This is a genomic window from Jatrophihabitans cynanchi, assembly GCF_027247405.1.
Taxonomy (GTDB): Bacteria; Actinomycetota; Actinomycetes; order Mycobacteriales; family Jatrophihabitantaceae; genus Jatrophihabitans_B; species Jatrophihabitans_B cynanchi.
This window is the reverse complement of record NZ_CP097463.1, coordinates 346,491-372,426: the sequence shown is the minus strand read 5'-3', so window position 1 is coordinate 372,426 and position 25,936 is coordinate 346,491. Positions and strand designations below refer to the sequence as shown.

The window sequence follows — 25,936 nt, the reverse complement described above, 5'->3', positions numbered from 1 at the left end:
GCCGCGCGCGGGCTGTTCGCGCTGGGGGTACCTCCCCGCTTGCGGGGGAGCTCATCGCGTGGTGGGTCGCCTTCTAGGGAGCCTGGGTTGGTAATCGGGGTGTTGGTGGCGGATCTGTTGCTGGGGGACATCCGGTCGCTGAAGGACAAGCGCGGCGTGGTTCGGCCGATCGTGGCCGAACTGCGCCGCCGCTTCGAGGTGGCGGCCGCCGAGACCGGAGCGCAGGAGCTGTACCGGCGGGCCGAGATCTCGGTGAGCACGGTCAGCGGTGAACACGGGCGCGTCCTGGACACCCTGCAGGCCTGCGAGCGGCTGCTCGCCGGCCGTCCCGAGGTGGAACTGCTCTCGAGCCGGCAACGCGTGCTCGACGACGATGATCTCGACTAGGAGGATGTTGTGGGTGACGTAGCTCGTGCCCGGCGGCTGGCGGGCCGGATCAAGCAGATCGTGGCCATCGGGATCGAGACCCAGGTGAAGGACCCGCGCCTCGGCATGGTCACGATCACCGACGTGCGCGTGACCGGCGACCTGCACGACGCCACGATCTTCTACACCGTGTTCGGCGACGAGGCCGCGCACGCCGAGTCCGCGATCGCGCTCGAGTCGGCCAAAGGAGTGCTGCGCAGCGAGGTCGGGCGGCAGACCGGGGTGCGCTTCACCCCGACGCTGACGTTCGTGCTCGACTCCGTCCCCGAGACCGCCCAGCACATCGAAGAGCTGCTCGCCGTCGCCGCGGAGGCCGACGCGCGGGTCGAGCAGGCCCGGCGCGACGCCCGGCCGGCCGGTGACGCCGACCCGTACCGCAAGCCACGCGAACTCGAGACCGACGACTCGGAGCTCTAGACCGGCCGGTGAGCACCACGGGCGCACCGGGGATCGACGACCGGTCCACACGGCGGCTGTTGAGCCTGGCGGTGTCGGCGTTCGTCGTGCTCGCCGCCGAGCCGCTCTACCTGCTGGTCGACACCGCCGTGGTCGGCCACCTGGGCTCCACCCCGCTGGCCGGGCTGGGGATCGGTGCCGCACTCATGGCGCTGCTGACCATCGTCGGGACGTTCGTCGAGTACGGCACGACCTCGCGGGCTGCCCGCTGGTTCGGCGCCGGCCGCCGCGAGGCGGCCGTGAACGAGGGCGTGCAGGCGTCCTGGCTCGCGCTGGGGATCGGCGTGCTCGTGGTCGCGGTCGGCGAGGCCGTCGCCGGACCGCTCACCCGGCTGCTCGCCGGCGGCGGTGGCGCCACCCAGGCGGCCGCCGAGTCGTGGTTCCGTATCGCGGTGATCGGCATGCCCGGCGTGCTGCTCGTGCTGGCCGGCAACGGCTGGATGCGCGGCGTGCAGCGCACCCGCGAGCCGGTACGCATCGTCCTGATCGCCAACGCGCTGTCGGCGCTGGCCTCGCCGCTGCTGGTGTACCCGGCCGGGTTGGGCTTGGCGGGCTCGGCGCTGGCGAACGTGGTGGCGCAGGGCGTCGGCGGGGCGTTGTTCCTGCGTGCCCTGCACCGCGCGGCCGGGGGGCTGCGCCCGGACCGGGCGATCATGCGCGCCCAGGTGCTCGTCGGCCGCGACCTGATCCTGCGAGCGGCCGCGTTCCAGGTCGCCTTCTTGTCCGCCGCCGCGGTCGCGTCCCGGATGGGCACCGCGCAGATCGCCGCGCACCAGATCGGGCTGCAGCTGTGGGAGTTCACCGCGTTGCTGCTCGACTCGTTCGCGATCGCGGCCCAGTCACTGGTGGGCGCGGCACTCGGCGGGGCGGATGCGGCCGGCGCGCGGCGGATGGCGCTGCAGGTGTCCCGCTGGGGGCTGTACGCGGGCATCGCCTTCGGAGCGCTCTACGCCGCCGGGTGGTGGCTGGTGCCACGCGCGTTCTCCTCCGCGCCGGCTGTGCTGCACCAGGCCCACCTGCTGTGGCCGTGGTTCGTCGGCATGCTGCCGCTGTCCGGCATCGTGTTCGCGCTCGACGGAGTGCTGATCGGCGCCGGAGACATCGCCTTCTTGCGCACCATCACGATCGTCGCCGCGGTGTTCGCGTTCGCGCCGCTGAACGTCGCGGCGCTGCACTGGCACTGGGGGATCGGCGGCGTCTGGGCCGGTCTGACAGCCTTCATCGTGGTCCGCTTCGTCGGCATGCTGTGGCGCGCGCGAGGGGACCGCTGGGTGGTCCTGGGAACGGGGGGCAGCTGTGACTGACGGGCTGGTGATCGTGGACAAGCCGGCCGGCCTGACCTCGCACGACGTGGTCGCCCGGATGCGGCGGCTCGCGCGGACGCGGCGCGTCGGGCACGCCGGCACCCTCGACCCGATGGCCACCGGTGTGCTCGTCCTCGGCGTGGAGCGCGCCACCCGGCTGCTGCACCACCTCGTCCTCGCCGACAAGGCGTACACCGCGACGATCCGGCTGGGGCAGAGCACGGTGACCGACGACGCCGAGGGAGAGGTGGTGGCCACCGCATCGGCGGCCGCGCTCGGCGAGCGCGACGTGCGCGCTGCGATGGTGCCGTTGACCGGTGCGATTCTGCAGCGACCGTCGTCGGTGTCGGCCGTCAAGGTGGACGGGCAGCGCGCGTACAAGCGGGTACGCGAGGGCGAAGCGGTCGAACTGCCGGCACGCCCGGTCACCGTGGATCGCTTCGTGGCACTGGCCTTTCGCGGCATCGACAGCATCCTGGACGTCGATGTCGAGGTCGCCTGCTCGTCCGGCACCTACGTCCGCGCGCTGGCCCGCGACCTCGGCGCAGCGCTCGGCGTGGGCGGCCACCTGACCGTGCTTCGGCGCACCCGCGTCGGGCCGTTCACGCTCGAGCAGGCTCGCACGCTGGAGGAACTGGCCGCGCTCGAGGACCCGGTGACGCTGCCACTGCCGGCCGCGGTGCGGGCCGCGATGCCGGTCCGCGACATCAGTGCCGGCCAGGCGCGCGAGTTGTCCTACGGGCGCGCGATAGAACCGGTCGGACTCGCCGGCACCTACGCGGCGATCACCACCGAGGGCGTCGTCACGGCCCTGCTCGCCGAGGACGCCGGCCGCGCCCGGCCGGTGCTCGTGTTCACCCCAGCCGGTTGAGTTCGGCTGCCGACTGGGCCTGCCAGACCGCCGACCCGCAACGCGTGGCGACCGCGGACGCTTCGGTGAAGTGCTGCCGGGCCTGCTCGGCGTTACCGAGGGCGACCGCAAGCCGGCCCAGCACGAGTGCGACCGGTGACACGACGAAGCCACTGGTGCCGGCGCCGGCGACCTGCTCGCGATACGGCAGCAATACCCGGTACTGCTCGGCGCAGAGTTCGGTCGCGCCGGTGGCGGCCGCGGCGAGTCCCCGGACCGCCTGGAAGATGAGCCAGAGGTAATCGAGCGCGATCGGGGCCGGGTCGGCCAGCAGCGACCGCGCCTGCGAGATGTCACCGGCCGTGGCCAGCGCGAGGGCGAGGGCGTCGTCCACCTGAGCCAGGCCGGCGTCGTGCGCCTGCTGCAGAACCGGGATCAGCTCCCCGAGCCGGTCCTGGTCCAGCCGCACCGTGAGGAGCGCGAGCAGCCACTGCCCGTCGGCATCCACCGCCCCGGCGCGCCGCTGCTCGGCGTGCAGCCGCTCGTAACCCGCCTCGGCGCCGGCGAGATCGCCGCGTAGGTGAGCGAGCATCGCGTGCAGCGCGCCGGCCACGACCTGCGCCTGCCGTAACTGGTACCGCCGCGCGGTCGCATGCGCGGACTCGGCGCGCCGCGCGAGCTCGTCCAGGTCGAGCCGAACGGACGCCGACTGGGCGTCGAGGATGTCGGCGAGAAGCGTGAACGCGAGCATCCCGTTCGGCTCGGCCACCGCGCGCAACCGGCGCCGGATGCGGTCGCGCTCATCCGGGTGCACGTCGGCCAGGTACACCTCTGCCTGCGCCATCATGGCCAGCGCGATCACTTCGGGCGCGCCGACCCGGTCGGCCAGCGCCTCCGCCTCGCGGGCGGCCGGTTCGGTGCGCGCATCACCGCTGTAACTCGTCTCGCGGACGAACGCGCACAGCAGCCGGCAGCGCTGCTCGTCGCTCAGCCGAGCCGTGCGCAGCAGCCGGTCGATCACCTCGACCAGGTTCGCATCGACCGTGCCGTAGCCACGATTCGTCCAGGGAGTGGGCACGTTCCACGAGGTGATCGCGCCGACCAGCACGTCCTCGCCGCACGATTGGGCCAACCGGATCAGATCCTCGCGCACGGCCAGGGCCGGCTCGGTGGCGCCGGCCCGGATCAGTGCGGACGCAAGCCGGGCCAGCAGTTGGACCCGCCGGCCGTCCGAATCGCCCGCCGCCAGGCCCACACACTCGAGCGCCTGCCGGTACAGCGCGGCGGCGGCGTCGTACGCGTACCGCGCCTCAGCGTGCTCGGCCGCTCGGCAGCAGTGCTCGGCGGCACGCCCGGCTGTCGACGGGGTGGCGCAGTGCACACTGTGGTGCGCGAGCGCTGCACTGTCAGCCGAGCCGGACCGTTCCAGTGCGGCAAGCACCCGGGCGTGCCAACGGGCGCGGCGCAGCGCAGGCACCCCGGCGTACAGCGCGTCACGCACCAGGACGTGCGAGAAGCGAACCCGACCGTGCCCCGGCTCGGTCAGCAAGCCCGCCAGGACGCCCGACTCGAGTGCGTCCAGCACGGTGTCCTCACCGGCTTCGGCCGCCTCGATGAGCAGTTCGATGTCGACGTCGCGCCCGAGGACGGCGGCCAGGCGCAGCACCGACACGGTCTCGTCCGGCAGCCTGGCGAACCGCCGGCGCAGGACGTCCTGGCACGCCCGCCGGCACTTGCGACTGGGCGACGACGGCGCCTTCACCGGCCAGCAACCGGGCGCTCTCGACCAGGTAGAACGGGTTGCCGCCGGTGCGCTCGGTCAAGGCGGAGACCGTCTCGGTGTCCGGCTCCGCGCCGGTCGTGACCGCGATCAGTTCGGCGGCGGCGGAATCGTCCAGGCCGGCGAGCGCGACCCGCGCCGGCCGGGACGCCGCGAGGTCGGCCAGCAACTCGTCCAGCCCGGGTTCGCGCTCCGGTCGATGCGCCAGCACCAGCAGCACACGGCCGTCGAAGGGGCGTTCGGCGAGGCTGCGGACGAGCGAGCGGGTCTCGGTGTCGGCTCGGTGCACGTCGTCCAGGATGATCGCCAGTGGCCGGTCGCCGAGGGTGGCGAGCCAGTCCGTGACGGCGCGATGCAACCGGAACCTGGCCCGCAACGCCTCCTCCGGACGGGGCGCCGTCGCGTCGTCGGACAGCAGCGCAGCGAGTGGCGCCGTGAACGTGCCCGGGTCGACGTCGGACGCGAGGCCGCGCAGGACCTGAACCCATGCCCAGGCGGCCGGGCTGCCGTCGGACTCCGGGCAGCGGCCGGACGCGACCCGCCAGCCGCGCTCGCGCAGCTCATGGCGCAGCCGGTGCAGCAGCGCCGACTTGCCCGCGCCGGGCTCGCCGACCACGACCGCCACGCCCGGGGTACCCCCTCGGGTCGCGTCCGCTGCCCCGACGAGCGCGCCCTGCTCAGCCGTACGGCCGACGAACGGCGCGACCACGTCGGGCCCGGCGACGTCCGGTTGCAGTTCGGACGGCACGGTGCCCGTCACGGCATGCGCCCGGGGGAGCAGCAGGCGCTGGTGCAGGACGTCCTGTTCCAACTCGATCAGCGCGGCGCCCGGATCGATCCCCAGCTCGTCGGCGAGCCGGGCACGCGCCCGCCGCAGGGTGGTCAGCGCCTCGCCCTGCCGGCCGCAGCCGTACTGCGCCATGGCCAACAACCGCCAACCCTCCTCGCGCAGTGGCGCCGCGCGCACCAACGCCTCCGCGTCCAGCACGGCCTCGGCCGCCGCGCCGGCGAGCAGGCGCGCCTCGACCAGCCGCTCGTGCGCGAGCAGGCGCAGTTCGGCCAGCCTGGCCACCTCGGCCTCGGCCCACGGTTCGGCGGCGAAGGCAGCCAACGCCGGCCCCGACCACAGGGCGAGGGCGCGTTGCAGCGCGCTGAGCGACTGCCCCGGGTCGGTCGTCGTACCGGCTGCGCGCAGCAGCGCTTCGAACCGCCACGCGTCGACGGAGTCGTCCGGCAGCCGGACGGCATACCCGGGTGCGGCGCTGACCAGGAGCCGTGCCGGGCTACGTGGCGCGCGTTCCGGCTCGAGCAGCCGGCGCAGGTTCGAGACGTAGGCCTGCAGCGCGGCCGTCGCCCGTGGTGGCGGCTCGCCGCGCCACAGGTCGTGGACGATGCGGTCCACCGGCACGACCGAGCCGTGGTGGACGAGTAACAGCGCGAGCACCGCCTGCTGGCGCGGGCCACCGACGTCGATGACCCGGCCCGCGACGTCCACCTCGAAGGTGCCGAGCAGGCGCACCCGAACCTGTGCCCCTTCCATGAAGCGGCAGCCTAGTGCGCCCGCAGCCGTCTCCAACTCGGCTGCAAGTGCCCTGCGCGACAGTGACAGGACGCCGCGGCACACGTCGCGGACGAGACCGAAGGAGATCTGTCATGACCATTGCCACCGCAGTCGCGGCCGGGCGCCCGGACACACGCGAGATGATCGTCGTGCACAACACGTTCCGCCGTGGCTTCGGCGATCTGCCGGGGCTGATCCGCGGTGTGGCTGCCGGTGACAGCGCCCGGGCGCAAGTGATCGCCGGGTTCTACGCCGAGATCGCGACCAGCCTGCACCATCACCACACGGGCGAGGACGAACTGCTCTGGCCCAAGCTGCTCACCCGCGTCGACGTCGATCAGGCCTTCGTGCTGCGTGCGGAGGAGCAGCACGAACGGGTGGCCGACCTGCTCGAGCGCGGCGAGCCCCTGGCCACGGCGTTCGCCGGTAGCGGCGACGCACGCGCCCGCGAGCGGTTCGCCGAGCTCGCCGACGAGTTGAACGCCGCCTTGTGCGAGCACATGGCCGACGAGGAGCGATACGTCCTGCCCCTCGTCGAGCGATTCATCACTGTCGCCGAGTGGCGCGAGCTCGCCGACCGGGGCCGCGCCGGCATTCCCAAGGACCGCCTGCTCATCCAGGTCGGCTGGATCCTCGACGGCCTGGATGCGCACGAGCGTCGCGAGTTCCTGTCTCACCTGCCGCTGGCCGCCCGCATCGCCTGGCGGCTCGTCGGCAAGCGGCAGTACGGCAACGAGGTCGCCCGCATCTACGGCGGCCGTTGAGCCGGACGTGTGGCTGACGGGGCTGCCCGGCTCGCGATCAGGGCTTGAGATCGACCATCAGCTTGGTGAACACCTGGCGGTGACCGTCGGTGAGCGCGTCGGCGCGCTCGAATTCGGACATGACCCGATTCAGGCCCTGCCGCTTCTTGTCCCAGTTGTCCGGCTCTACCAGTGCAAATGCGGCCAGGCAGCCGAGCAAACGCTCCATCGCCTTGGCGACGTCCTTAGGCTTGCCCTTTCCGCCGGTCAGCTCTTTGAAGGTCGTCTGCACGGCGGAGTAGCGCGGGTAATACTCGGTCTTGGCCTTGAGCTGATCGGCCACGAAACGCAGATGGGAATCGGCCTTCTTCTTGACCTCCTTGGTGACGACAGCCTCGAACGCCGGGTACTTCTTCTTGATCGTGGCGATGTAGAGGTCCAGATCCTTGACCAGCTTGTCGGTGGCCTTCTGGTTCGCGCTCATCGTGGCCAGCGCGAAGGTCTTGTGCACCGCGTCGATGTCATCGCCGATACTCACCTTTGCAGCGCCCTTGGGCACTTTGTTCTTGTCGCGCAGCGTTTGCCATTCCTTACGACTCGGGATAGGCATCTTGTACTGAACCATCGGGGCCCCAAACATTCAGTGGGACGTCGCGTGTTTGCGACGTCGGCAACAGCACCTTATTGCCGACCCCGAAGCGCGCGAAAGGGTGGTGATCAACAGTGGCGCGCCGTGGTGCGATCGGGCGAGTCCCGGGGGATCGGCGGCCGTGCCCAGCGAGGGCAAGTAGGCTGCTCGCTCGTGCAGTTCTGGCATGGCTTGGATGCGATCCCCCCGGGGTGGGGCCAGTGCGTGGCCACCATCGGCGTGTTCGACGGTGTGCACCGCGGGCACGCCGAGATCATCGGCCGCGCGGTGAAGCTGGCGAAGGACCGTGGCGTCCCCAGCGTGCTCATCACCTTCGTGCCGCACCCGTCGGAGGTGGTGCGCCCGGGCACCCACCCGCCGGTGCTGACGACCATCGTGCGGCGCGCCGAACTCGTCGACGAACTCGGTGTCGACGTGTTCTGCGCCCTGCCGTTCACGCTCGAGTTCTCCAAGATGGCCCCGAACGCGTTCGCGCACCACGCGCTGGTCGAGCGGTTGCATGCCGTCGGCGTGGTCGTGGGTGAGAACTTCCGCTTCGGCCACAAGGCCGCCGGCGACGTGGCGCTGCTGCAGTCGCTCGGGCAGGCCTTCGGCTTCTCGGCGATCGGTATCCCGCTGCTGCGTGACGGCGAGACGCCGCTGTCGGCGACCTACGTGCGCACCTGCGTGCTCTCCGGTGACGTCGAGAGCGCCGCGGTGGCACTGGGCCGCCCGCACCGCGTCGACGGAGTCGTCGAGCGCGGTGATCAGCGCGGGCGGCTGCTGGGCTTTCCCACCGCGAACCTGCGCACCGACGCGTGGACGGCGATCCCTGCCGACGGCGTCTACGGCGGGCGGGTGTGGCGGCTGGACGGCGACGGGCGCACGGTCGGGCCGGAGCCGCTGGGCACGTCCGCCATCTCGGTCGGCAGCAACCCCACCTTCGACGTCACCAAGCGCCGCGTCGAGGCGCACCTGCTCGACTTCGACGACGACCTGTACGGGCACTCGCTCGGCGTGGAGTTCACGCACCGGCTGCGCGGCATGGTCAAGTTCGACGGCGTCGACGCGCTGGTCGCGCAGATGCACGAGGACGTGGCGCAGATCCGCACGCTCATCGACTGATCCGCTCGCGGCGGCGGCGGCCCAGCTGAGGGCCGGCTGGCACCGGCTGTAAACGCTTTTGCCAGCCGCGGCAGGCAACCGCTTGGATGGTGACAGCGCTCACACCGGCCGGTCAGCACGTCGGCTCATCCCGGTGCGGCGCCGGCGCACAACGGAGTGCGGTGACACCAGCCGTCCGCTTCGAGCCCCGGGAACCGCACCGTGCCCACAGCGCACCCTCTCGCCCTGCCCGCCCGCCTGCCCGGCGACACACCGCTGCACCCGGTGGTCGGCGCGGTAACCGACCGCATCCTCGAGCGATCCCGGCCCGCCCGATCGGCGTACCTCGCCGGGCTGGACGCCGTCGCGCACCCGGCGCACCCGCGCCGGGCCGGCCTGGGCTGCGCGAACCAGGCCCACGCGTTCGCCGCCTGCGGCCCGGGGGCCAAGACCGAACTGCGCCGTGCCGAGCGGGCCCAGCTGGGCATCGTCACCGCCTACAACGACCTGCTCTCGGCGCACCAGCCGTACGCGGGCTACCCCGCCGTCATCAAGCAGGCGGCCCGCGACGCCGGCGCGCTCGCCCAGGTCGCCGGCGGCGTCCCGGCCATGTGCGACGGGATCACCCAGGGCTACCCGGGCATGGAGCTGAGCCTGTTCAGCCGCGAGGTGATCGCGATGGCCACCGCCGTCGCGCTCAGCCACGACGTGTTCGACGCGGCCCTGCTGCTCGGCGTCTGCGACAAGATCGTCCCGGGCCTGCTGATCGGGGCGCTGCACTTCGGCCACCTGCCCGCCGCGCTGATCCCCGCCGGCCCGATGCCGAGCGGACTGTCCAACCCGGCGAAGAAGAAAGTGCGCGGCCTGCACGCCGAAGGGCAGGTGAGCGACGCCGAGCTGCTCGACGCCGAGTCCGCGAGCTACCACGCACCGGGCACCTGCACGTTCTTCGGCACCGCCAACTCCAACCAGCTGGTGGTCGAGGTGATGGGGCTGCACCTGCCGGGCGCCGCCTTCGTCGCACCGAACACCCCGCTGCGCGAGGCGCTCACCCGGGCGGCCACCCGGCGCGTCGCGGAGCTGACGACGCTCGGCGGGCAGTGGCTGCCGCTCGGCAGGCAGGTCGACGAGCGGGCGATCGTGAACGCCGTCGTCGCCCTGCTCGCCACCGGCGGGTCGACCAACCACACCATGCACCTGGTCGCGATCGCGGCGGCCGCGGGCATCGACCTGCGCTGGGAGGACCTGGACGCGCTGTCCGCGGTCGTGCCGCTGCTCGCCCGGATCTACCCGAACGGCCCGGCCGACGTGAACGCCTTCCACGCGGCAGGCGGCACCGCGGTGCTGATCGGCAGCCTGCTGGACGCCGGCTTGCTGCACGAGGACGTCGCGACCCTCGCCGGTACCGGGCTGTCGCGGTACCGCAACGAGCCGCAGCTGGACGACGACGGGGCGCTCAGCTGGCAGCCCGCCCCGGACGAGTCCCGGGACGGCACGGTGTTGACGGGCGCCGCCGCACCGTTCCTGCCCGACGGCGGCCTGAAGCTGGTGCGGGGCAGCCTGGGGACGGGCGTGGTCAAGGTGTCCGCGATCGCGCGGGCCGACCTGGTGACCGAGGCGCCGGCCCGGGTGTTCGACGAGCAGGCCGCGTTCGCCGCGGCGTTCGCGGCGGGGGAGCTGGACCGTGACGTGGTGGTCGTCGTCCGCTTCCAGGGCCCGCGCGCCAACGGCATGCCCGAGCTGCACAAGCTGGTGCCGGCGCTGTCGGTGCTGCTGCAGCGCGGGCACCGGGTGGCGCTGGTCACCGACGGGCGCATGAGCGGGGCGTCGGGTACCGTGCCGGCGGCCATCCACGTCACGCCCGAGGCGGCCGACGGCGGCCCGCTCGCCCGGGTCCGCGACGGGGATCGGATCCGCGTCGATGCCGGCGGTGGCCGGCTGGACGTGCTCGTCGAGGCGGCCGAACTGCGCGCGCGCGAGCCCGCCGCGGTGCCTCCGCCGGGGACGACCCTGGGCCGCGCGCTGTTCGAGCCGATGCGCCGCCTGGTCGGGCCGGCCGATCGCGGCGCGTCGATCTTCAGCAGGTCCGTCCCCGAATTCGCGGGGCCAGTGCGATGAGGGTGCTCGATCTGGCGCCGGTCATTCCCGTCGTCGCCGTGCGCGAGGTGGCACACGCGGTGCCGCTGGCCCGGGCGCTGCTCGCCGGCGGGCTGCCCGTCATCGAGATCACGCTGCGCACCGCGGCCGCGCTGGACGCCGTGCGGGCGATCGTCGCCGAGGTGCCCGAGCTGACCGTCGGCGCCGGCACCATCTGCTCGACAGCGCAGGCCGAGCAGGCTGCTGACGCCGGTGCCGCTTTCCTGGTCAGCCCGGGAGCGACCGACAGGCTGCTGGACGCGATGCAGGACTGCGGGCTGCCGTTCCTGGCCGGGACGGCCACCGCGTCGGACATGCTGCGCCTGCTCGAGCGCGAGATCACCGAGGCCAAGCTGTTCCCGGCCGCCGCCGTCGGCGGGCTAGCGCTGTTGCGGTCCGTGTCCGGGCCACTGCCGCAGCTGCGGTTCTGCCCGACCGGCGGGGTGTCCCCGGCGAACGCCGCGCAGTACCTGGCGCTGCCGAACGTGGGCTGCGTGGGTGGCAGCTGGCTCGCCCCGGCCGAGGCTCTCGCGGCCGGGGACTGGCCCCGGATCGAGGCGCTGGCCCGCGCCGCCGCGGCCCTGCGCCCCCCGTCCGAACGGGGCGCCGACCGGCCTGCCAATTAGGGCGGCCCGTTCGGCGCTGGTAGCCTTGCCGTGGGCACGCTTCGGCAGTGCCTGCCGCAGCGTGCGTTGACTCCCGTCGTGAGGAAAACCGACGGGGCGCCCTGCAAGACGAACACGAGGAGAGCCGTCCGTGCCGCTGGCCAACGACGTCAAGAAGCAGATCATCACCGAGTACGGCGCCTCCGAGGGCGACACCGGTTCGGCCGAGGTCCAGGTAGCGCTGCTGTCGCGCCGGATCAGTGACCTGACCGAACACCTCAAGCAGCACAAGCACGACCACCACAGCCGCCGCGGGCTGCTGCTGCTGGTCGGCCAGCGCCGCCGGCTGCTCAACTACCTGGCCAAGACCGACATCAACCGCTACCGCTCGATCATCGAGCGGCTCGGTCTGCGCCGCTAGCTCCTGACGGGGGCGACTCCAGCCGGAGTCGCCCCCGTCGCACAACTGAACAATCCCCAGCCGGACGCACTCATGCGCGTCCTTGCGACACGAGAGGACGCCGGTCCTCGGTAGTGGCGGACGGGTCCTGTGATCCGCCCGCTTCGATCGAAGACCGGCACCTGTACAAGGTGTGAGCTCGTACGTCGCAGCGCGTCTGGCATCAGTCCAGCGCACCGTGCTGCCGCCATCCGGCGGTGGTGCGTGGCGTGACGTACGAGAGGAGTCCTCTGTGTCAGAGGCAAACCAGAACGACGACGGTGTCTTCGAGACCGTCGCAACCATCGACAACGGCTCGTTCGGCGCCCGGAGCATCCGCTTCGAGACCGGACGCCTGGCCAAGCAGGCCGCCGGCTCGGTCGTCGCCTACCTGGACGACGACACCATGCTGCTGTCGGCGACCACCGCCGGCAAGCACCCCAGGGAAGGCTTCGACTTCTTCCCGCTCACGGTCGATGTCGAGGAGCGCATGTACGCCGCGGGCCGTATCCCCGGCTCGTTCTTCCGCCGCGAGGGCCGCCCCAGCGAGGACGCGATCCTCACCTGCCGGCTGATCGACCGGCCGCTGCGGCCCACGTTCATCAAGGGCCTGCGCAACGAGGTCCAGGTCGTGATCACGGTCATGGCGCTCAACCCCGACCACGCGTACGACGTGCTGGCGATCAACGCGGCGTCGGCGTCCACGCAGATCTCGGGTCTGCCGTTCAGCGGCCCGGTGGGCGGCACCCGCGTCGCACTGATCGACGGGCAGTGGGTCGGCTTCCCGAAGCACTCCGAACTCGAGCGCGCCACCTTCGACATGGTGGTTGCCGGCCGGCTGCTGGACTCCGGTGACGTCGCGATCATGATGGTCGAGGCGGAGGCCACCGAGAACACCATCGAACTGATCGCCGGCGGTGCCACCCGGCCGACCGAGGAGGTCGTCGCCGAGGGCCTGGAGGCCGCCAAGCCGTTCATCGCCGCGCTGTGCCGCGCGCAGGCCGAACTCGCCGCGAAGGCGGCCAAGCCGGTCGCCGAGTTCCCGGTGTTCCTGGACTACCAGGACGACGTGCTCGCCGCCGTCACCGAGGAGGTCAGCGCGGCGCTGGCCGAGGCGCTGACGATCGCCGACAAGCAGCAGCGCGAGGCGCGGCTGGACGAACTCAAGGACCAGGCGAAGTCCCTGGTCGGCCCACGCTTCGAGGGCCGCGAGAACGAGATCAGCCCGGCGTACCGCGCGCTGACCAAAAAGCTGGTACGCCAGCGCATCCTGCGCGACAAGGTGCGCATCGACGGCCGTGGGCTCGCCGACATCCGCACCCTCTCGGCCGAGGTCGAGGTCGTGCCGCGGGTGCACGGTTCGGCCCTGTTCCAGCGCGGCGAGACGCAGATCCTGGGCGTCACCACGTTGAACATGCTCGGGATGGAGCAGAAGCTCGACACGCTCAGCCCGACCCGCACCAAGCGGTACATGCACAACTACAACTTCCCGCCCTACTCGACCGGGGAGACCGGCCGTGTCGGTTCGCCCAAGCGCCGCGAGATCGGCCACGGCGCCCTGGCCGAGCGCGCGCTCGTGCCGGTCCTTCCCGGCCGCGACGAGTTCCCGTACGCGATCCGCCAGGTGTCCGAGGCGCTCGGCTCCAACGGGTCGACCTCGATGGGCTCGGTGTGCGCCTCGACCCTCGGCCTGCTCAACGCCGGTGTGCCGCTGAAGGCACCGGTCGCGGGCATCGCGATGGGCCTGGTTTCCGACACGGTCGACGGCAAGACCGAGTACGTCGCGCTGACCGACATCCTCGGTGCGGAGGATGCGTTCGGCGACATGGACTTCAAGGTCGCCGGAACCAAGGAGTTCGTCACCGCGCTGCAGTTGGACACCAAGCTCGACGGCATCCCGTCCGAGGTGCTCGCTGCGGCGCTGAAGCAGGCGCGTGACGCCCGGCTGCACATCCTGGACGTGATGGCCGAGGCCATCGACGGCCCGGACGAGATGAGCCCGTACGCGCCGCGCGTGTCCGTGGTGAAGATCCCGGTCGACAAGATCGGCGCGGTCATCGGTCCCAAGGGCGCGATGATCAACTCGATCCAGGACGACACCGGCGCGCAGATCACCATCGAGGACGACGGCACGATCTACGTGGGCGCCGAGGACGGTCTGTCCGCGCAGGCCGCGATCGACCGGATCAACGCGATCGCGAACCCGCAGATGCCCAAGGTGGGCGAGCGGTTCCTGGGCACGGTGGTCAAGACCGCCGCGTTCGGCGCGTTCGTCTCGCTGCTGCCGGGCAAGGACGGCCTGGTGCACATCAGCAAGCTCGGTAAGGGCAAGCGGATCGGCAAGGTCGAGGACGTCGTGAACGTCGGCGACAAGATCCAGGTCGAGATCCTGGAGATCGACCAGCGCGGCAAGATCAGCCTCGGCCTGGTGGACGACTCCGCCGCCCCGGCCGACGCCGCCGCGCCCGCCACCGCGGACGCCGCGGCGGAGTAACCCTCCTGCTCACACAGTTGTCCTCGCCTCCCTGCCGTCTGCGGTGGGGAAGCGAGGACAACGTGCTTGACGGGACGGACGGTCAGGGCCGGTAGCGCTCCAGGTGGAACCGCTCGCGTGGCCGCGCCGCCAGGAACGCGCAGCTCATCGCGTCGCCGCCAGCGGCTCGCCGGTCTCCAGCAGCGTCTTCAGGCCGGACAGTACGCGCATCCAGCCGCGCCCGAACACGCTCTCGGCCGTCTTCGGCGCGCCGTCGAGGCGGTCGTGGGTGACGGTCAGCCGGCACACCCCCGGCTCGTCCTCGTCGATCTCCCAGCTCACCCGGCTCGCCGGCTCGGCCGCCATGTCCGGGTCGTAGCCGGAGTGCCAGCCGTGAACGAGCCGGCGCGGCGGATCCCACACCTCGACCGCCTCGTCCATCCAGACCGCGTCGGCCGGGCTGAGCGAGACTAGCCGGCTGTCGCGGATGGTCACGCTCGCGCCGTGGAAGTAGCGGCGGGTGAACTCCGCAGTGGTGATCGCCGCCCAGAGCCGTTCAGGGGTGGTGCGGATGAAGATCGTGTACACCTGAGTCGTCAGGGCCTCGGTGGTCGGTGCGTGCGCGCCGGTTGCGGACGTCATTGCGCACCCGCCATCGGCGACCCGGTCTCGAGCAGCGTCTTCAGGTCGCTGAGCACCCAGGCGTACCCGCCGCCGGCACCGCCGTCCTCCCACGCGCCGCCGAGGATCATCGCCAGCCTCGGCGCGCCCTCGAGCTCATGGGTGACGGTGAGCGCGCAGGTGCCGTTGCCGCGGTCGGCGATCTCGTGGGTGATCCGGGTGAGCGGCTCGGCGGCGATCGCGGGATCCATCAGCATGCGGAACGTGGTGACCAGCTTGCGGGGTGGATCGCACTCGAGTACCTCGCCCTCGATGATCACCTCGGGCAGCACGTTGCCGCGCGCCTCGGCGCCGGCGCGGAAGGCGTCGTCCGGCGTGACGTAGTAGCGGCCACCGGCGCGCAACTCGTAGTGCGCGTACCCGCCGTAGCCGTAGCGCACCGTCCAATCGGGATCGGTGATCGCGGTCCAGATCGCTTCAGCCGTCGCGCGGATGTACACGCGGTACACCTGGGTCGCAGCCATTGTCGCGGTCAGGTCAGGTGCTGTCATGAGCCCTTCTCCAATTCGTGTTTGAGGTCGGCGAGCGCGCTGACGTGGCGCTCGGTGAACTTGTCGATCCAGCGGTCGTGGATCAGCCGGATCGGCACCGGGTTGAGGAAGTGCAGCTTCTCCCGGCCCTGCTTGCGGGTGGTGACGAGGCCGGCTTCCTCGAGCACCTTGAGGTGCTTCATGACGCCGAAGCGGCTCATCGCCAGCTCGCGCTCCAGCTCGGTGAGCGTGCGGCCGTCGTGCTCGAAGAGCCGGTCCAACAGGTGACGCCGGGTCGGGTCGGCGAGTGCTTTGAACACCCGATCGCCGTCGTCCATGGCAGCCAAAATAGGTGACCGAATAGTCACCTGTCAAGATGGACCGGGATCACGACCCGGGGGAGGCTGCATGCGCGTGTTGCGCGACCTGCCCACCGAGGTGCGCGCACTCGTCGTGGTCGCCTTCATGGTTGCGCTCGGCTACGGCGTCGTCGCGCCGGCGATCCCGCTGTTCGCGCGCGAGTTCGGCGTCAGCAAGACGGCAGCCAGCGCGGTGATCAGCGCGTTCGCGTTCATGCGGTTGATCACCGCCCCGTTCGTCGGCCGATTGGTGAACGCGTTCGGCGAGCGGGTGATGCTCGCGGCCGGCATCGGCATCGTGTCGGTGTCCAGCCTGCTCGCCGGGTTCTCCGGCGCGTACTGGCAGTTGCTGGTGCTGCGCGGGATCGGTGGCGTCGGCTCGATCATGTTCAGCGTGAGCGCGGCCAGCATCCTGGTGCGGGTGACGCCCAGCCACCTGCGCGGGCGGGCACAGGGCACCTGGGCCGGCGCGTTCCTGCTCGGCATGATCGCCGGACCGGCCGTGGGAACGGTCGCCGTGTGGTCGCTGCGGGCGCCGTTCTTCCTGTACGCCGGGACGTTGGTCGTCGCCGGTCTGCTCGCGCTCGCCACGCTGCGGCACAGCGAGTTCGCCGCCCCGGGTGCCGCCCGCACCTCGCCGCTCCCGCTGCAGGCCGCACTGCGCCAACGCGCCTATCTCGGCGCGCTCGCGGCAGGCTTCGCCGGAGACTTCGCGATCGTCGGCGCGCGCTCGGCGATCGTCCCGCAGTTCATGAGCGACCGGCTGCACCTCGGTTCCGGGTGGGTGTACCTGGCCTTCCTGGTCGTGAGTGTCGTCAGCGGCGCGCTGCTGCTGCCCTTCGGCCGGCTGGCCGACACCCGCGGCCGCCGGCCGCTGATCCTGCTCGGCCTGGCGCTGGGCGCCGTCGGGTACGTGCTGCTGCCCGGCGCGCCCACGCTCGCGGGATTGATGGTCGCGATGGCCCTGCTCGGGGTCGCCGGCGCCGCCGATTCGGTGGCGCCCGGGGCGGTCATGGGTGACGTGGTCGGCTCGCGCGGCGGCACCGTGGTCGCGGTGTTCCAGATGGCCGGCGACCTCGGCGCGATCATCGGCCCGGTGACGGCGGGCGCGATCGCCGACGCGCACGGCTACGGCGCGACGTTCCTGGTGTGTGCCGCGGTCGCGCTGGCGCCGCTGCCCCTGGTCGCCGCCTCTCCGGAGACCCTCAAGCCGGCGGGGGAGGCCGCGGTGCCCGCTCTCGCGATGGACCCGGGGGAGTCGCCGGAGCCACCCGAGCCGCCGGAGGCACGGCACAGCGGAGTGAGCTGACCCATTCGGCACTGGCGCAGTTGCCCGGCCTCTCGTATTGTCTAGTGAATCGATAGGCATAACCGACAAGCGAGGGGTCGCCCCATGTTCACGCCGCCGTCCCACCGAGCTCGCGCGGTCGTCGCGCTCGCGCTCGCCACCGCGTCCGTGCTCGCCGGGTGCAGGTCGTCCGGCGTCGGAAGGGCGCACACGGTCGCGATCGTCGCGTACTCGGTACCCAAGCCCGCCTACGACGCGCTGACGTCCGCCTTCGCGAAGACCGGCGCGGGCAACGGCGCGAGCTTCTCCGCCTCGTACGGCGCGAGCGGTTCGCAGAGCAAGGCCGTGGCGAACGGCCAGGCCGCCGACTATGTCGCGTTCTCGCTCGAGCCGGACCTGACCCGGCTGGTACCGAACACCGTTGCCGCCGACTGGAACCGCGGGCCGACGAAGGGCATGGTCTCGGACTCGGTCGTCGTGATCGTCGTGCGCACGGGCAACCCCAAGCACATCGAGGGCTGGGCCGACCTGATCAAGCCGGGCGTCAGGATCGTCACGCCCGACCCGGCGTCGTCCGGGTCGGCCAAGTGGAACATCCTGGCCGCCTACACCCAGGCGCTCGCCGGCGGCGGCAGCGCGTCCGAAGCAAGTGCCTACCTGACCGAGTTCTACCGGCACACCGTCAGCCGGCCGGCCAGCGGCGCCGAGGCCACCGCCACGTTCGACTCGGGCACCGGCGACGCGCTCATCTCCTACGAGAACGAGGCGATCAGCGCGCGCCAGAAGGGCGCGGACGTCGACTACGTGGTGCCTGACGCCACCTTCCTGATCGAGAACCCGGCCGCCGTCACCAAGGACGCGTCGCAGACCGCGAAGGACTTCCTGGCCTACGCGCTGAGCACCGCCGGGCAGCAGACCTTCGCCGCGAACGGGCTCCGACCGGTGGTCGCGGGCGTCGACCCCGGCACCGTCAAGGGGGCCAACAACCCGAGCGAGCCGTTCCCCGAGGTCGGCAAGCTGACCACCATCGCCGACCTCGGCGGTTGGTCGAAGGTCAACGAGGAGTTCTTCGGTGCCGACGGCATCGTCACCAAGATCGCCGCCGAGGTGGGTTGAACGTGCCGGGTTCGGAGACGGTACACGCCGACGGTGGCCGCGCGGTCCCACGCAGGGCCACCGCGTCGGCCGCCGGTGCACCGCCCGGCGCAGCAGTTCGGCTCGGTACAGCGTCTCGGCTCGGGTTGGGCACCGCGGTGCTCTGGCTGAGCCTGCTGGTGCTGATCCCGCTCGCCGCGGTGCTCGCCAAGGCCGGCAGCGATGGCTGGTGGGGCTTCTGGAGCGCCGTCTCGACTCCGGCGGCCCGCGACGCCCTGCGGCTCACCGTGACCAGTTCGCTGCTGGTCGCCGCGGTGAATGCCGTGCTGGGAACGGTGATCGCCTGGGTGCTCGTACGGGACGAGTTCGCGGGAAAGCGGCTTGTCGAGATCGTTATCGACCTGCCGTTCGCGTTGCCCACCATCGTCGCCGGCCTGGTGCTGATCACCCTCTACGGCGCAAGCAGCCCGGTGGGCATCGACCTGCTGGGCACCCAGCGCGCGATCGTGTTCGCCCTGCTGTTCGTGACCCTGCCCTTCGTGGTCCGCACCGTGCAGCCGGTGCTGATGGGTGTGGACCTCGAGGCCGAAGCGGCAGCCGCGTCGCTCGCCGCCGGCCGGTTCACCACGTTCCGCCGGATCGTGCTGCCGGTGATCACCCCCGCCGTCGTTTCCGGGACAGCGCTGGCGTTCGCCCGCGCGATGGGGGAGTACGGGTCGGTGCTGCTCATCTCGGGCGGGCTGAACCGCACGCGCGTGTCGTCGATGTACGTGTTCCAGCAGATCCAGAACTTCGACTTCGTCGGTGCCGCTGCGACCGCGACCGTGCTGCTGCTGGTCAGCCTGGTGGTGCTCGCGGCGCTCGACCTGCTGCAGCGGCGGGCGGTGCGCGATGGCTGAACGCAGCCAAACGGCGGCGGCGCCGCGCCGGTCGCGCTATGCCCTGCGCGCGCTGGCCCTGGGGTACGTCGCGATCCTGGTGGCACTGCCCGTCGCGGTAGTGCTGTGGCGCGCCTTCGATGAGGGGGTCGGTCAGTTCTGCGCGGCGATCAGTTCGGAACAGGCCGTCCAGGCGTTCCGGCTCACCGGCCTCGTCGCGGGCGTCGCGGTCGTGATCAACGTGCTCTTCGGGGTCGGTGTCGCGCTGCTGTTGACGCGATACCGGTTCGCCGGCAAGCGGCTGCTGAACGTCGTGATCGACCTGCCGATCTCGGTGTCGCCGATCGTTGTCGGGCTCGCGCTCGTGCTGGTGTACGGCCCGCGCAACGGCTGGCTGGGCAGGCCACTCGCCGACAGCGGGATCGAGGTGATCTACGCCGTCCCCGGGATGATCCTCGCGACCGTGTTCGTCTCGCTGCCGCTGGTGCTCCGCGAGATCGTCCCGGTCCTGCAGGACGAAGGCATGGACGCCGAGCATGCCGCGCGGGTGCTCGGCGCCTCGGCCGTGCAGCGATTCGTACGCATCACCCTGCCCACGATCAGGTGGGCGCTGGCTTACGGGATCGTGCTGAGCCTGGCCCGCTCGATCGGCGAGTTCGGCGCGGTACAGGTGGTGTCCGGGAACGTCAGCGGCGCCGGGCAGACCCAAACCGCGACGCTGCTGGTGAACGAGCGCGTACAGCAGCTCGTCCCGGGCGCCTACCAGGTGTCCGTCGTCCTCATCGCCGTCGCGGTCGTGGCCATCGTCGCCGTCTCGCTGCTGCGTCCCAAGGAGCTCCCGTGAGAAGCCCTGTGTCAAGCCGCCTCGAGTTGATCTTGCTTGAGGATGCGTTGGAGCGCGAGGTGTTGTTCGGGGTCGTAGGCCTGGTGGGTCTGCCAGCAGTGCCAGATGATGTTGAGCCGGGCGCGGGCGAGGATGCGGACGGCGTGGGGGTGGTCGTGGCCGCGGGTTCGGGCACGGTTGTAGAGGTCAGCAGCCCAGGGGTTGGCGCGGCGGGTGTCGCCGGCGAAGTCGGTGACGGCGTCGCGCAGTTGTTTGTCGCGGGCCCAGCGGAACGCGACGACGTGGCTCTTGCCCGATTGTCGGGTCGAGGGTGTGACGCCGGCCAGGCTGGCCAGCGATTCTCGGGTGGGGAAGCGGGCGCGGCAGTCGCCGATCTCGGCGAGCAGCCGGGCGGCTCGGACTTTTCCGGCGCGGGGCAGGCTGGTGAAGATGTGCGCGTCAGCGTGCGAGGCGAGCTGGGTCTCGATCTCGGTACTGAGGGCTTTGATCTGTTCGAGCAGCACGGTCAGCACAGCGACGTAGCCGCGGGTGATCGCAGCGTGGGCGTCGGCCTCGGTGCCGATGGGGCCGCGCGGGGCGGTGAGCAGGCGGGCGTGCAACACCGCCGGATCGACCTTGCCGGAGTAACCCTGCTTGGCCAGCCAGGTTCCGAGGCGGATCGGGGTGAGCCAGTCGGCCTGCTGCTGAGTGGTGAAGCGGGTCAGGAAGGCGAGGCTGATCGCACTGTCGAGATCGGCGAACAGGCCGACCGCGCCAGGGAAAACTCGCTTGAGGTGGTCCCGCAGCTGGTTCGCGGTGCCGACGCGGTTGGCGACCAGGTCGCGACGGGCGCGGACGGCGCGGCGCAGCGCGACGGTGGGCGGAGTGTCGGGGATAAGAGGTCGCAGCCGGGCTCGGTCGGTGCGCAGCGTGTCGGCCAGCACGAACGCGTCGAACCGGTCGTCCTTGTTGCCGGCCGAGCCGTACCGACCGCGCAGGTTCTTGACCTTGTTCGGGTTGATCACCACGACGGTCAGGCCAGCGGCGAGCAGCGCGTCGACTACCGGCCCGTCCGGGCGTTCGATCGCGACCTCGTGACAGCCGGCGTCGATGAGGACGGCGACCAGCTCGCGCAACCCGTCGGCGGTGTGCTGGACGGTGTGCCGGACGAGTTCGCGGCCGCGGTCGCTAACGACCGAGACGGCATGGTCATCACGCGACCAATCCAACCCGCCGGTAAGACCGTTGGGCGGCTCGTCGGGCAGTGTGCTGTTCGGGGTGGTGCTGGCAGACTTCACGTCAGCCTCCTCGCTGCTAGACCCAGTGGGGAGGCGCCCACGTGCGGTACCGGTGGTTCCCGGACGTGGCAGCCGGTTCGCTCACTGATCGGCGCTCGACGGCGCTCAGCCCTGTCGACGGTCGGCACGTCCCGGGCAACCACCAGGCCTCGCATATCTCACGATGGACCTCAACCGGGTCGAGCGAGCTGGGCGATGACCTGGCGGCACCTCGGGCGCATCACCAATCCATCCGAGATCAGTGACACAAGGATGGTGCACCAGTGAGCATCGTCGCCACCGGCATCACCAAGCGGTTCGGCTCGTTCGTCGCGCTGGAGGACGTCGATCTCGACGTGCGCAGCGGTGGCCTGACCGCGCTGTTGGGACCCAGCGGCGGCGGCAAGTCCACCTTGCTGCGCATCATCGGCGGGCTGGAGGACGCTGACGTCGGGTCGGTGCGCATCAACGGGGTGGACAGCACCCGGATTCCCGCGCAGCGCCGCAACGTCGGCTTCGTCTTCCAGCACTACGCGGCGTTCAAGCACATGTCGGTGTACCGCAACGTGGCGTTCGGGCTGGAGATCCGCAAGCGGCCCAAGGCCGAGATCCGCGCGCGGGTGGACGAGCTGCTCGACCTGGTGCACCTGGCGCAGTTCGCCGACCGGATGCCCGCGCAGCTGTCCGGCGGCCAGCGTCAGCGCATGGCACTGGCTCGCGCCCTCGCCGTCGAGCCGTCGGTCCTGCTGCTGGACGAGCCGTTCGGCGCGCTCGATGCCACGGTGCGCAAGGAGCTTCGCGACTGGCTGCGGCGGCTGCACGACCAGGTGCGCGTGACGACCGTGTTCGTGACGCACGACCAGCAGGAGGCCTTGGAGGTCGCCGACGAGATCGTGGTGATCAATGCCGGCCGGATCGAGCAGGCCGGCCAGCCCGATGAGCTGTACGACAAGCCCGCCTCGGACTTCGTGATGCGCTTCCTCGGCCCGGTCACCACGCTGCACGGACGGCTGGTGCGCCCGCACGACATCGAGGTCTTCGGCGCGGCCGTCGAAGGCGCGGTCCAGGCGCAGGTCGCACGCGTGCAGCGGGTCGGGTTCGAGGTCCGGGCCGAATTGGAGCTGGCCGGGCAGACGCCCTGGGTACAGCTGACACGGGGTCAGGCCGAGGCGCTGGAGCTGGCTCCCGGCCGCGGCGTCTGGGTGCGGAGCCCGCGTTAGCCGGGTGAGAGGATGCCGGGGTGCAGATCTCGGCGAAGACCGACTACGCGGTGCGGGCCTTGCTCTCGCTCGCCTCGCACGAACCGGACCTGGTCAAGGTCGAGGTCGTGGTGGGCGAGCAGGGACTGCCGCGCAAGTTCGTCGAGGCGATCCTGGGCGAACTGCGCCGGGCCGGCTTGGTCCGTAGCCAGCGCGGCGCCGACGGCGGGTATGCGCTCGCCCGTCCGGCCACCGAGATCACCATCGCGGCTGTCATCCGGGCCGTCGACGGCCCACTGGCCGAGGTGCGCGGGCTGCGGCCGCACGAGACGACCTATGCCGGGGTCGCCGAACACCTGCCCGACGTCTGGGTCGCGGTACGCGCGGCGCTGCGGTCGGTGCTGGACGAGACGACCCTGGCGCAGGTCCTCAGCGGTGAGTTCTCGCCCCAGGTGCGCACCATGCTCAGCGCCCCGGATGCCTGGTCGGCCCGCTGAACGAGCGGCGCCCGCGCCGACCGCGTTGCGTAGCCTGGATCACCTGAGCCGAGGGGAGCCCGTGATGACCGAGACTCTGATCGCCACCCTGATCGCCGGGGACGCGGTGCCGGCGTTGGAGCCGGTGCGCGCCCGGGTGCCGGACCCGCAGCCCGCGCCGTTGCCCGACCCCGAGCCGGTGCCGAGCCCCGAACCGGTGCCGAGCCCCGAGCCGATGCCGCAGCCCCCGAGCGCGGTCGCGCGCTGAGCCCGATCCCGCGCCGTCCGGACCGGCACCGACCACCCCCTAGGATCGCGGGATGAGCTCGTCACGCACGGCACGTCCGGTCGACCGGGCCGTGACCCGGCGACTTCCCGCCACCGGAGGCGGCGTCATCACCCGAACCGTGCTGCCGGGCGGGCTGCGGGTGGTCAGCGAGGCGATGCCCGGAGTGCGCAGCGTCAGCGTCGGCGTCTGGGTGCCGGTGGGCTCGCGGGACGAGACCTCGACGCTCGCCGGGACCAGCCACTTCCTCGAGCACCTGCTGTTCAAGGGCACCGCCACCCGCTCGGCGCTCGACATCGCCAGCGCCATGGACGCGGTCGGCGGCGAGTTCAACGCGTTCACCGAGAAGGAGCACACCTGCTTCTACGCCACCGTCCTCGATCGCGACCTGCCGCTCGCGGTGGACATCATCGCCGACGTGGTGCTGAACGCGACGATCACCGCCCAGGACGTCGACGTCGAGCGCAGTGTCGTGCTCGAGGAGATCGCGATGCGCGACGACGATCCGGCCGACCTCGTGCACGACGAGTTCGCCGCCGCGCTGCACGGCGACACCCCCCTGGGCCGGCCGATCCTGGGCAGCGTCGAGTCGATCGCGGGGCTGACCCGGCGCCAGATCGCCGGCTACTACCGGCGCCGGTACGTGCCGGAGGCGATGGTGGTGTCGGTTGCGGGGAACGTCGCGCATGCCGAGGTCGTGCGGCTGCTGCGCCGCGCGTTCGCCGGACACCTGCAGCCGGGGCGCGCTCCCGCGCCGCTGCGTCCCAGCCGGATCGAGGTGACCGACCTGCCGGTGCGCCCGACGCACGTGGTCGCGGAGGACAGCGAGCAGGCGAATCTGCTGCTCGGCGTCCACGGTGTGACCAGGCACGATCCGCGGCGCTGGGCGTCCGGAGTGCTGTCCGCGGCACTCGGCGGCGGGATGAGTTCGCGGCTGTTCCAGAAGATCCGCGAGCAGCGCGGCCTGGCGTACTCGGTGTACACCTTCAACACCGGCTACTCCGACTCCGGCCAGTTCGGCGTGTACGCGGGTTGCCAGCCCGGCAAGGCCGACGAGGTGCTCGGGCTGATGATCGCCGAACTCGATGCGGCCGCCCGCGGCTCGCTGACCGCGGAGGAGATCGCCCGCGGCAAGGGGCAGATGCGCGGCTCGATCGTGCTGGGGCTCGAGGACTCCGGATCCCGGATGTCGCGGATCGGCAAGAGCGAACTGGCCTACGGCGACGTCATGGGCATGGACGAACTGCTGCAGCGGGTCGACTCGGTCACGCCGGCGGACGTCGCCGCGGTGGCCGCGGACCTGCTCGGCCGGCCGCGCTGCCTGACGGTGGTCGGCCCCTTCGGCGACCACGACTTCGACGGCGCACTGTAGGGGTGGCGGCGATGAGCGAGCCGATCCGGGTGGGCGTGCTCGGTGCGCGCGGGCGGATGGGTGCCCAGGTGTGCAAGGCGGTCGACGCTGCCGGCGACCTCGAGCTGGTCGCGATGGTCGACGCCGGCGACTGGCTGTTCAGCGTGGCCGACGCCGGCGCCCAGGTCCTCGTCGACTTCACCCACCCCGACGTTGTCATGGACAACGTCCGCTTCGCCGTCGACCAGGGCATGCACGCCGTCGTCGGCACGACCGGGTTCACGCCGGATCGGCTGGACACGGTGCGCACCTGGCTGGCCGACGCTCCCCAGCTCGGCGTGCTGATCGCGCCGAACTTCGGCATCGGCGCGGTGCTGTCGATGCGGTTCGCCCAGATGGCGGCCCGCTTCTACGAGTCGGCCGAGGTGATCGAGCTGCACCACCCGGGCAAGGTCGACGCGCCGAGCGGCACCGCCGTCCATACGGCCCAGCTGATCGCCGCCGCGCGTGCCGAGGCCGGGTTGGCGCCGCCGCCCGACGCGACCAGTCAGTCGCTGGACGGCGCGCGTGGCGCGGACGTGGACGGGGTGCGGGTGCACGCGGTGCGGCTGGCCGGGATGGTCGCGCACCAGGAGATCCTGCTCGGCACCGAGGGCGAGACGCTGTCCATCCGGCACGATTCGCTGAACCGGTCCTCGTTCATGCCCGGTGTGCTGCTCGCGGTACGCGCTATCCGGTCCCGTCCCGGTCTCACCGTCGGGCTGGACCCGCTGCTCGACCTGTGAACCCGGTCCGGTGAGCGCCAAACGCGTCGTCGCGCTGCTGCTGCTCGCGCTCGCGGCCTACTTCGCGCTGATCGGCTACCGCGGCGCCTACCTGCTTGCCGAACATTCGGTGGGGTTGAAGGTTCTAGGTGTGGCCGTGCTCGTGCTGCCGCTGATCGGGATCTGGGTTGTCGTCGCAGAGCTGCGTTTCGGCGCGGCGACCGCCCGGCTCGGTCGTGAGCTGGACGCACAGGGCGTCCCGCCGGACGACCTGCCGCGCACCGCCGCCGGGCGTATCGACCGGGACGCGGCCGACGAGCTGTTCGCGCAGCGCCGGGCCGAGGTCGAGGCGGCGCCGGGGGACTGGCGCGGCTGGTACCGGTTGGCCGAGGCGTACGACCACGCGGGCGACCGCAAGCGGGCGAGGGCCGCCATGCGCACCGCCATCGCCGCGGCGTCCGCTTCCCCCACCGGCTGACGAACC

Annotated in this window: 26 protein-coding genes; 20 read left to right on the top strand and 6 right to left on the bottom strand. The window is 71.7% G+C overall.

Translation table 11 applies throughout. The annotated features are described in order from the left end of the window. Positions 1-87: 87 nt before the first annotated feature. The 4 genes from M6B22_RS01780 to truB are packed head-to-tail and all read left to right on the top strand — an operon-like array spanning position 88 to position 3,057. The gene (locus tag M6B22_RS01780) at positions 88-387 is read left to right on the top strand and encodes a DUF503 domain-containing protein (RefSeq protein WP_407935584.1); all 300 of its coding nucleotides are present in this window, start codon (positions 88-90) and stop codon (positions 385-387) included. 9 nt (positions 388-396) lie between these two features. Then, positions 397-843, top strand: coding sequence for a 30S ribosome-binding factor RbfA (gene rbfA / locus M6B22_RS01775; RefSeq protein WP_269444054.1), 447 nt, complete (start codon positions 397-399; stop codon positions 841-843). 8 nt (positions 844-851) lie between these two features. Beyond that, positions 852-2,186 (top strand): MATE family efflux transporter, encoded by a 1,335-nt coding sequence (locus tag M6B22_RS01770; protein WP_269444053.1) that lies wholly within the window; start codon positions 852-854, stop codon positions 2,184-2,186. After that, positions 2,179-3,057 (top strand): tRNA pseudouridine(55) synthase TruB, encoded by an 879-nt coding sequence (gene truB, locus M6B22_RS01765; protein WP_269444052.1) that lies wholly within the window; start codon positions 2,179-2,181, stop codon positions 3,055-3,057. Before M6B22_RS01770 ends, truB begins: the two co-directional genes overlap by 8 nt. A gap of 1,571 nt (positions 3,058-4,628) precedes the next feature. Here truB and M6B22_RS01760 read toward each other — a convergent pair. Further along, positions 4,629-6,356: a BTAD domain-containing putative transcriptional regulator gene (locus M6B22_RS01760; RefSeq protein ID WP_269444051.1), complete on the bottom strand. Its 1,728-nt coding sequence runs from the start codon at positions 6,354-6,356 to the stop codon at positions 4,629-4,631. Between the two features lie 113 nt (positions 6,357-6,469). On the opposite strand from M6B22_RS01760, the gene M6B22_RS01755 reads away from it, so the two are divergent. Then, positions 6,470-7,141 (top strand): hemerythrin domain-containing protein, encoded by a 672-nt coding sequence (locus tag M6B22_RS01755; protein ID WP_269444050.1) that lies wholly within the window; start codon positions 6,470-6,472, stop codon positions 7,139-7,141. A 37-nt stretch (positions 7,142-7,178) separates the two neighbouring features. Here M6B22_RS01755 and M6B22_RS01750 read toward each other — a convergent pair whose 3' ends face one another. Next, the gene (locus M6B22_RS01750) at positions 7,179-7,745 is read right to left on the bottom strand and encodes a hypothetical protein (protein ID WP_269444049.1); all 567 of its coding nucleotides are present in this window, start codon (positions 7,743-7,745) and stop codon (positions 7,179-7,181) included. 177 nt (positions 7,746-7,922) lie between these two features. On the opposite strand from M6B22_RS01750, the gene M6B22_RS01745 reads away from it, so the two are divergent. The 5 genes from M6B22_RS01745 to M6B22_RS01725 all read left to right on the top strand — a co-directional run bounded on the left by M6B22_RS01745 (position 7,923) and on the right by M6B22_RS01725 (position 14,526). After that, entirely contained in the window at positions 7,923-8,873 is a 951-nt protein-coding gene (locus tag M6B22_RS01745; RefSeq protein WP_269444048.1) for a bifunctional riboflavin kinase/FAD synthetase, read from the top strand. A 201-nt stretch (positions 8,874-9,074) separates the two neighbouring features. Beyond that, positions 9,075-10,970: a phosphogluconate dehydratase gene (gene edd, locus M6B22_RS01740; protein WP_269444047.1), complete on the top strand. Its 1,896-nt coding sequence runs from the start codon at positions 9,075-9,077 to the stop codon at positions 10,968-10,970. Further along, positions 10,967-11,614: a bifunctional 4-hydroxy-2-oxoglutarate aldolase/2-dehydro-3-deoxy-phosphogluconate aldolase gene (gene eda / locus M6B22_RS01735; RefSeq protein ID WP_269444046.1), complete on the top strand. Its 648-nt coding sequence runs from the start codon at positions 10,967-10,969 to the stop codon at positions 11,612-11,614. The genes edd and eda overlap by 4 nt, the downstream gene beginning before the upstream one ends. 130 nt (positions 11,615-11,744) lie before the next feature. Further along, the gene (gene rpsO, locus M6B22_RS01730; RefSeq protein ID WP_269444045.1) at positions 11,745-12,014 is read left to right on the top strand and encodes a 30S ribosomal protein S15; all 270 of its coding nucleotides are present in this window, start codon (positions 11,745-11,747) and stop codon (positions 12,012-12,014) included. A 271-nt stretch (positions 12,015-12,285) separates the two neighbouring features. Beyond that, positions 12,286-14,526: a polyribonucleotide nucleotidyltransferase gene (locus M6B22_RS01725; protein ID WP_269444044.1), complete on the top strand. Its 2,241-nt coding sequence runs from the start codon at positions 12,286-12,288 to the stop codon at positions 14,524-14,526. A gap of 144 nt (positions 14,527-14,670) precedes the next feature. On the opposite strand, the gene M6B22_RS01720 is transcribed toward M6B22_RS01725, so the two are convergent. The 3 genes from M6B22_RS01720 to M6B22_RS01710 are packed head-to-tail and all read right to left on the bottom strand — an operon-like array spanning position 14,671 to position 15,994. After that, the gene (locus M6B22_RS01720; protein ID WP_269444043.1) at positions 14,671-15,147 is read right to left on the bottom strand and encodes an SRPBCC domain-containing protein; all 477 of its coding nucleotides are present in this window, start codon (positions 15,145-15,147) and stop codon (positions 14,671-14,673) included. Continuing rightward, positions 15,144-15,677 carry an SRPBCC domain-containing protein gene (locus M6B22_RS01715; RefSeq protein WP_269444042.1) on the bottom strand — a complete coding sequence of 178 codons (534 nt, stop codon included), beginning with the start codon at positions 15,675-15,677 and terminating at the stop codon, positions 15,144-15,146. Before M6B22_RS01715 ends, M6B22_RS01720 begins: the two co-directional genes overlap by 4 nt. Then, positions 15,674-15,994, bottom strand: a complete 321-nt coding sequence (locus M6B22_RS01710) for an ArsR/SmtB family transcription factor (protein ID WP_269444041.1) — start codon at positions 15,992-15,994, stop codon at positions 15,674-15,676. The genes M6B22_RS01715 and M6B22_RS01710 overlap by 4 nt, the downstream gene beginning before the upstream one ends. A gap of 70 nt (positions 15,995-16,064) precedes the next feature. Here M6B22_RS01710 and M6B22_RS01705 point away from each other — a divergent pair, with 70 nt between their 5' ends. From M6B22_RS01705 to M6B22_RS01690, 4 genes are all read left to right on the top strand, one after another. Next, positions 16,065-17,324 (top strand): MFS transporter, encoded by a 1,260-nt coding sequence (locus M6B22_RS01705; RefSeq protein ID WP_269444040.1) that lies wholly within the window; start codon positions 16,065-16,067, stop codon positions 17,322-17,324. An 84-nt stretch (positions 17,325-17,408) separates the two neighbouring features. Beyond that, positions 17,409-18,419, top strand: coding sequence for an extracellular solute-binding protein (locus M6B22_RS01700; RefSeq protein WP_269444039.1), 1,011 nt, complete (start codon positions 17,409-17,411; stop codon positions 18,417-18,419). 137 nt (positions 18,420-18,556) lie between these two features. After that, positions 18,557-19,297 carry a sulfate ABC transporter permease subunit CysT gene (cysT, locus tag M6B22_RS01695; protein WP_331459778.1) on the top strand — a complete coding sequence of 247 codons (741 nt, stop codon included), beginning with the start codon at positions 18,557-18,559 and terminating at the stop codon, positions 19,295-19,297. Continuing rightward, the gene (locus M6B22_RS01690; protein ID WP_269444037.1) at positions 19,290-20,120 is read left to right on the top strand and encodes a sulfate ABC transporter permease subunit; all 831 of its coding nucleotides are present in this window, start codon (positions 19,290-19,292) and stop codon (positions 20,118-20,120) included. Before cysT ends, M6B22_RS01690 begins: the two co-directional genes overlap by 8 nt. Before the next feature lie 11 nt (positions 20,121-20,131). Here M6B22_RS01690 and M6B22_RS01685 read toward each other — a convergent pair whose 3' ends face one another. Beyond that, a complete protein-coding gene (locus M6B22_RS01685; protein WP_269444036.1) occupies positions 20,132-21,397 on the bottom strand; it encodes an IS110 family RNA-guided transposase in 1,266 nt (421 codons plus the stop codon). A 263-nt stretch (positions 21,398-21,660) separates the two neighbouring features. Between M6B22_RS01685 and M6B22_RS01680 the strand changes: the two genes are divergently transcribed. From M6B22_RS01680 to M6B22_RS01655, 6 genes are all read left to right on the top strand, one after another. Further along, on the top strand, positions 21,661-22,596 hold the full coding sequence (locus tag M6B22_RS01680) for a sulfate/molybdate ABC transporter ATP-binding protein (protein ID WP_269444035.1): 936 nt from the start codon (positions 21,661-21,663) through the stop codon (positions 22,594-22,596). 20 nt (positions 22,597-22,616) lie between these two features. After that, entirely contained in the window at positions 22,617-23,072 is a 456-nt protein-coding gene (locus tag M6B22_RS01675) for an RrF2 family transcriptional regulator (RefSeq protein WP_269444034.1), read from the top strand. A gap of 64 nt (positions 23,073-23,136) precedes the next feature. Beyond that, entirely contained in the window at positions 23,137-23,319 is a 183-nt protein-coding gene (locus M6B22_RS01670; protein WP_269444033.1) for a hypothetical protein, read from the top strand. A gap of 52 nt (positions 23,320-23,371) precedes the next feature. Next, positions 23,372-24,709: a M16 family metallopeptidase gene (locus tag M6B22_RS01665; RefSeq protein WP_269444032.1), complete on the top strand. Its 1,338-nt coding sequence runs from the start codon at positions 23,372-23,374 to the stop codon at positions 24,707-24,709. A gap of 11 nt (positions 24,710-24,720) precedes the next feature. Continuing rightward, positions 24,721-25,473 carry a 4-hydroxy-tetrahydrodipicolinate reductase gene (gene dapB, locus M6B22_RS01660; RefSeq protein ID WP_269444031.1) on the top strand — a complete coding sequence of 251 codons (753 nt, stop codon included), beginning with the start codon at positions 24,721-24,723 and terminating at the stop codon, positions 25,471-25,473. Positions 25,474-25,483: 10 nt separating this feature from the next. Then, positions 25,484-25,930, top strand: a complete 447-nt coding sequence (locus M6B22_RS01655) for a hypothetical protein (RefSeq protein WP_269444030.1) — start codon at positions 25,484-25,486, stop codon at positions 25,928-25,930. Positions 25,931-25,936 lie beyond the last annotated feature (6 nt).

Excerpts from the sequence above, each read along its gene's own strand:
- M6B22_RS01690 (WP_269444037.1), top strand. The coding sequence starts at position 19,290 with ATGGCTGAACGCAGCCAAACGGCGGCGGCGCCGCGCCGGTCGCGCTAT.
- dapB (WP_269444031.1), top strand. The coding sequence starts at position 24,721 with ATGAGCGAGCCGATCCGGGTGGGCGTGCTCGGTGCGCGCGGGCGGATG.
- M6B22_RS01710 (WP_269444041.1), bottom strand. The coding sequence starts at position 15,994 with ATGGACGACGGCGATCGGGTGTTCAAAGCACTCGCCGACCCGACCCGG.
- M6B22_RS01750 (WP_269444049.1), bottom strand. The coding sequence starts at position 7,745 with ATGGTTCAGTACAAGATGCCTATCCCGAGTCGTAAGGAATGGCAAACG.
- M6B22_RS01760 (WP_269444051.1), bottom strand. The coding sequence starts at position 6,356 with ATGGAAGGGGCACAGGTTCGGGTGCGCCTGCTCGGCACCTTCGAGGTG.
- M6B22_RS01715 (WP_269444042.1), bottom strand. The coding sequence starts at position 15,677 with ATGACAGCACCTGACCTGACCGCGACAATGGCTGCGACCCAGGTGTAC.
- M6B22_RS01670 (WP_269444033.1), top strand. The coding sequence starts at position 23,137 with ATGACCGAGACTCTGATCGCCACCCTGATCGCCGGGGACGCGGTGCCG.
- M6B22_RS01755 (WP_269444050.1), top strand. The coding sequence starts at position 6,470 with ATGACCATTGCCACCGCAGTCGCGGCCGGGCGCCCGGACACACGCGAG.
- M6B22_RS01665 (WP_269444032.1), top strand. The coding sequence starts at position 23,372 with ATGAGCTCGTCACGCACGGCACGTCCGGTCGACCGGGCCGTGACCCGG.
- eda (WP_269444046.1), top strand. The coding sequence starts at position 10,967 with ATGAGGGTGCTCGATCTGGCGCCGGTCATTCCCGTCGTCGCCGTGCGC.
- M6B22_RS01720 (WP_269444043.1), bottom strand. The coding sequence starts at position 15,147 with ATGACGTCCGCAACCGGCGCGCACGCACCGACCACCGAGGCCCTGACG.
- M6B22_RS01700 (WP_269444039.1), top strand. The coding sequence starts at position 17,409 with ATGTTCACGCCGCCGTCCCACCGAGCTCGCGCGGTCGTCGCGCTCGCG.
- M6B22_RS01705 (WP_269444040.1), top strand. The coding sequence starts at position 16,065 with ATGCGCGTGTTGCGCGACCTGCCCACCGAGGTGCGCGCACTCGTCGTG.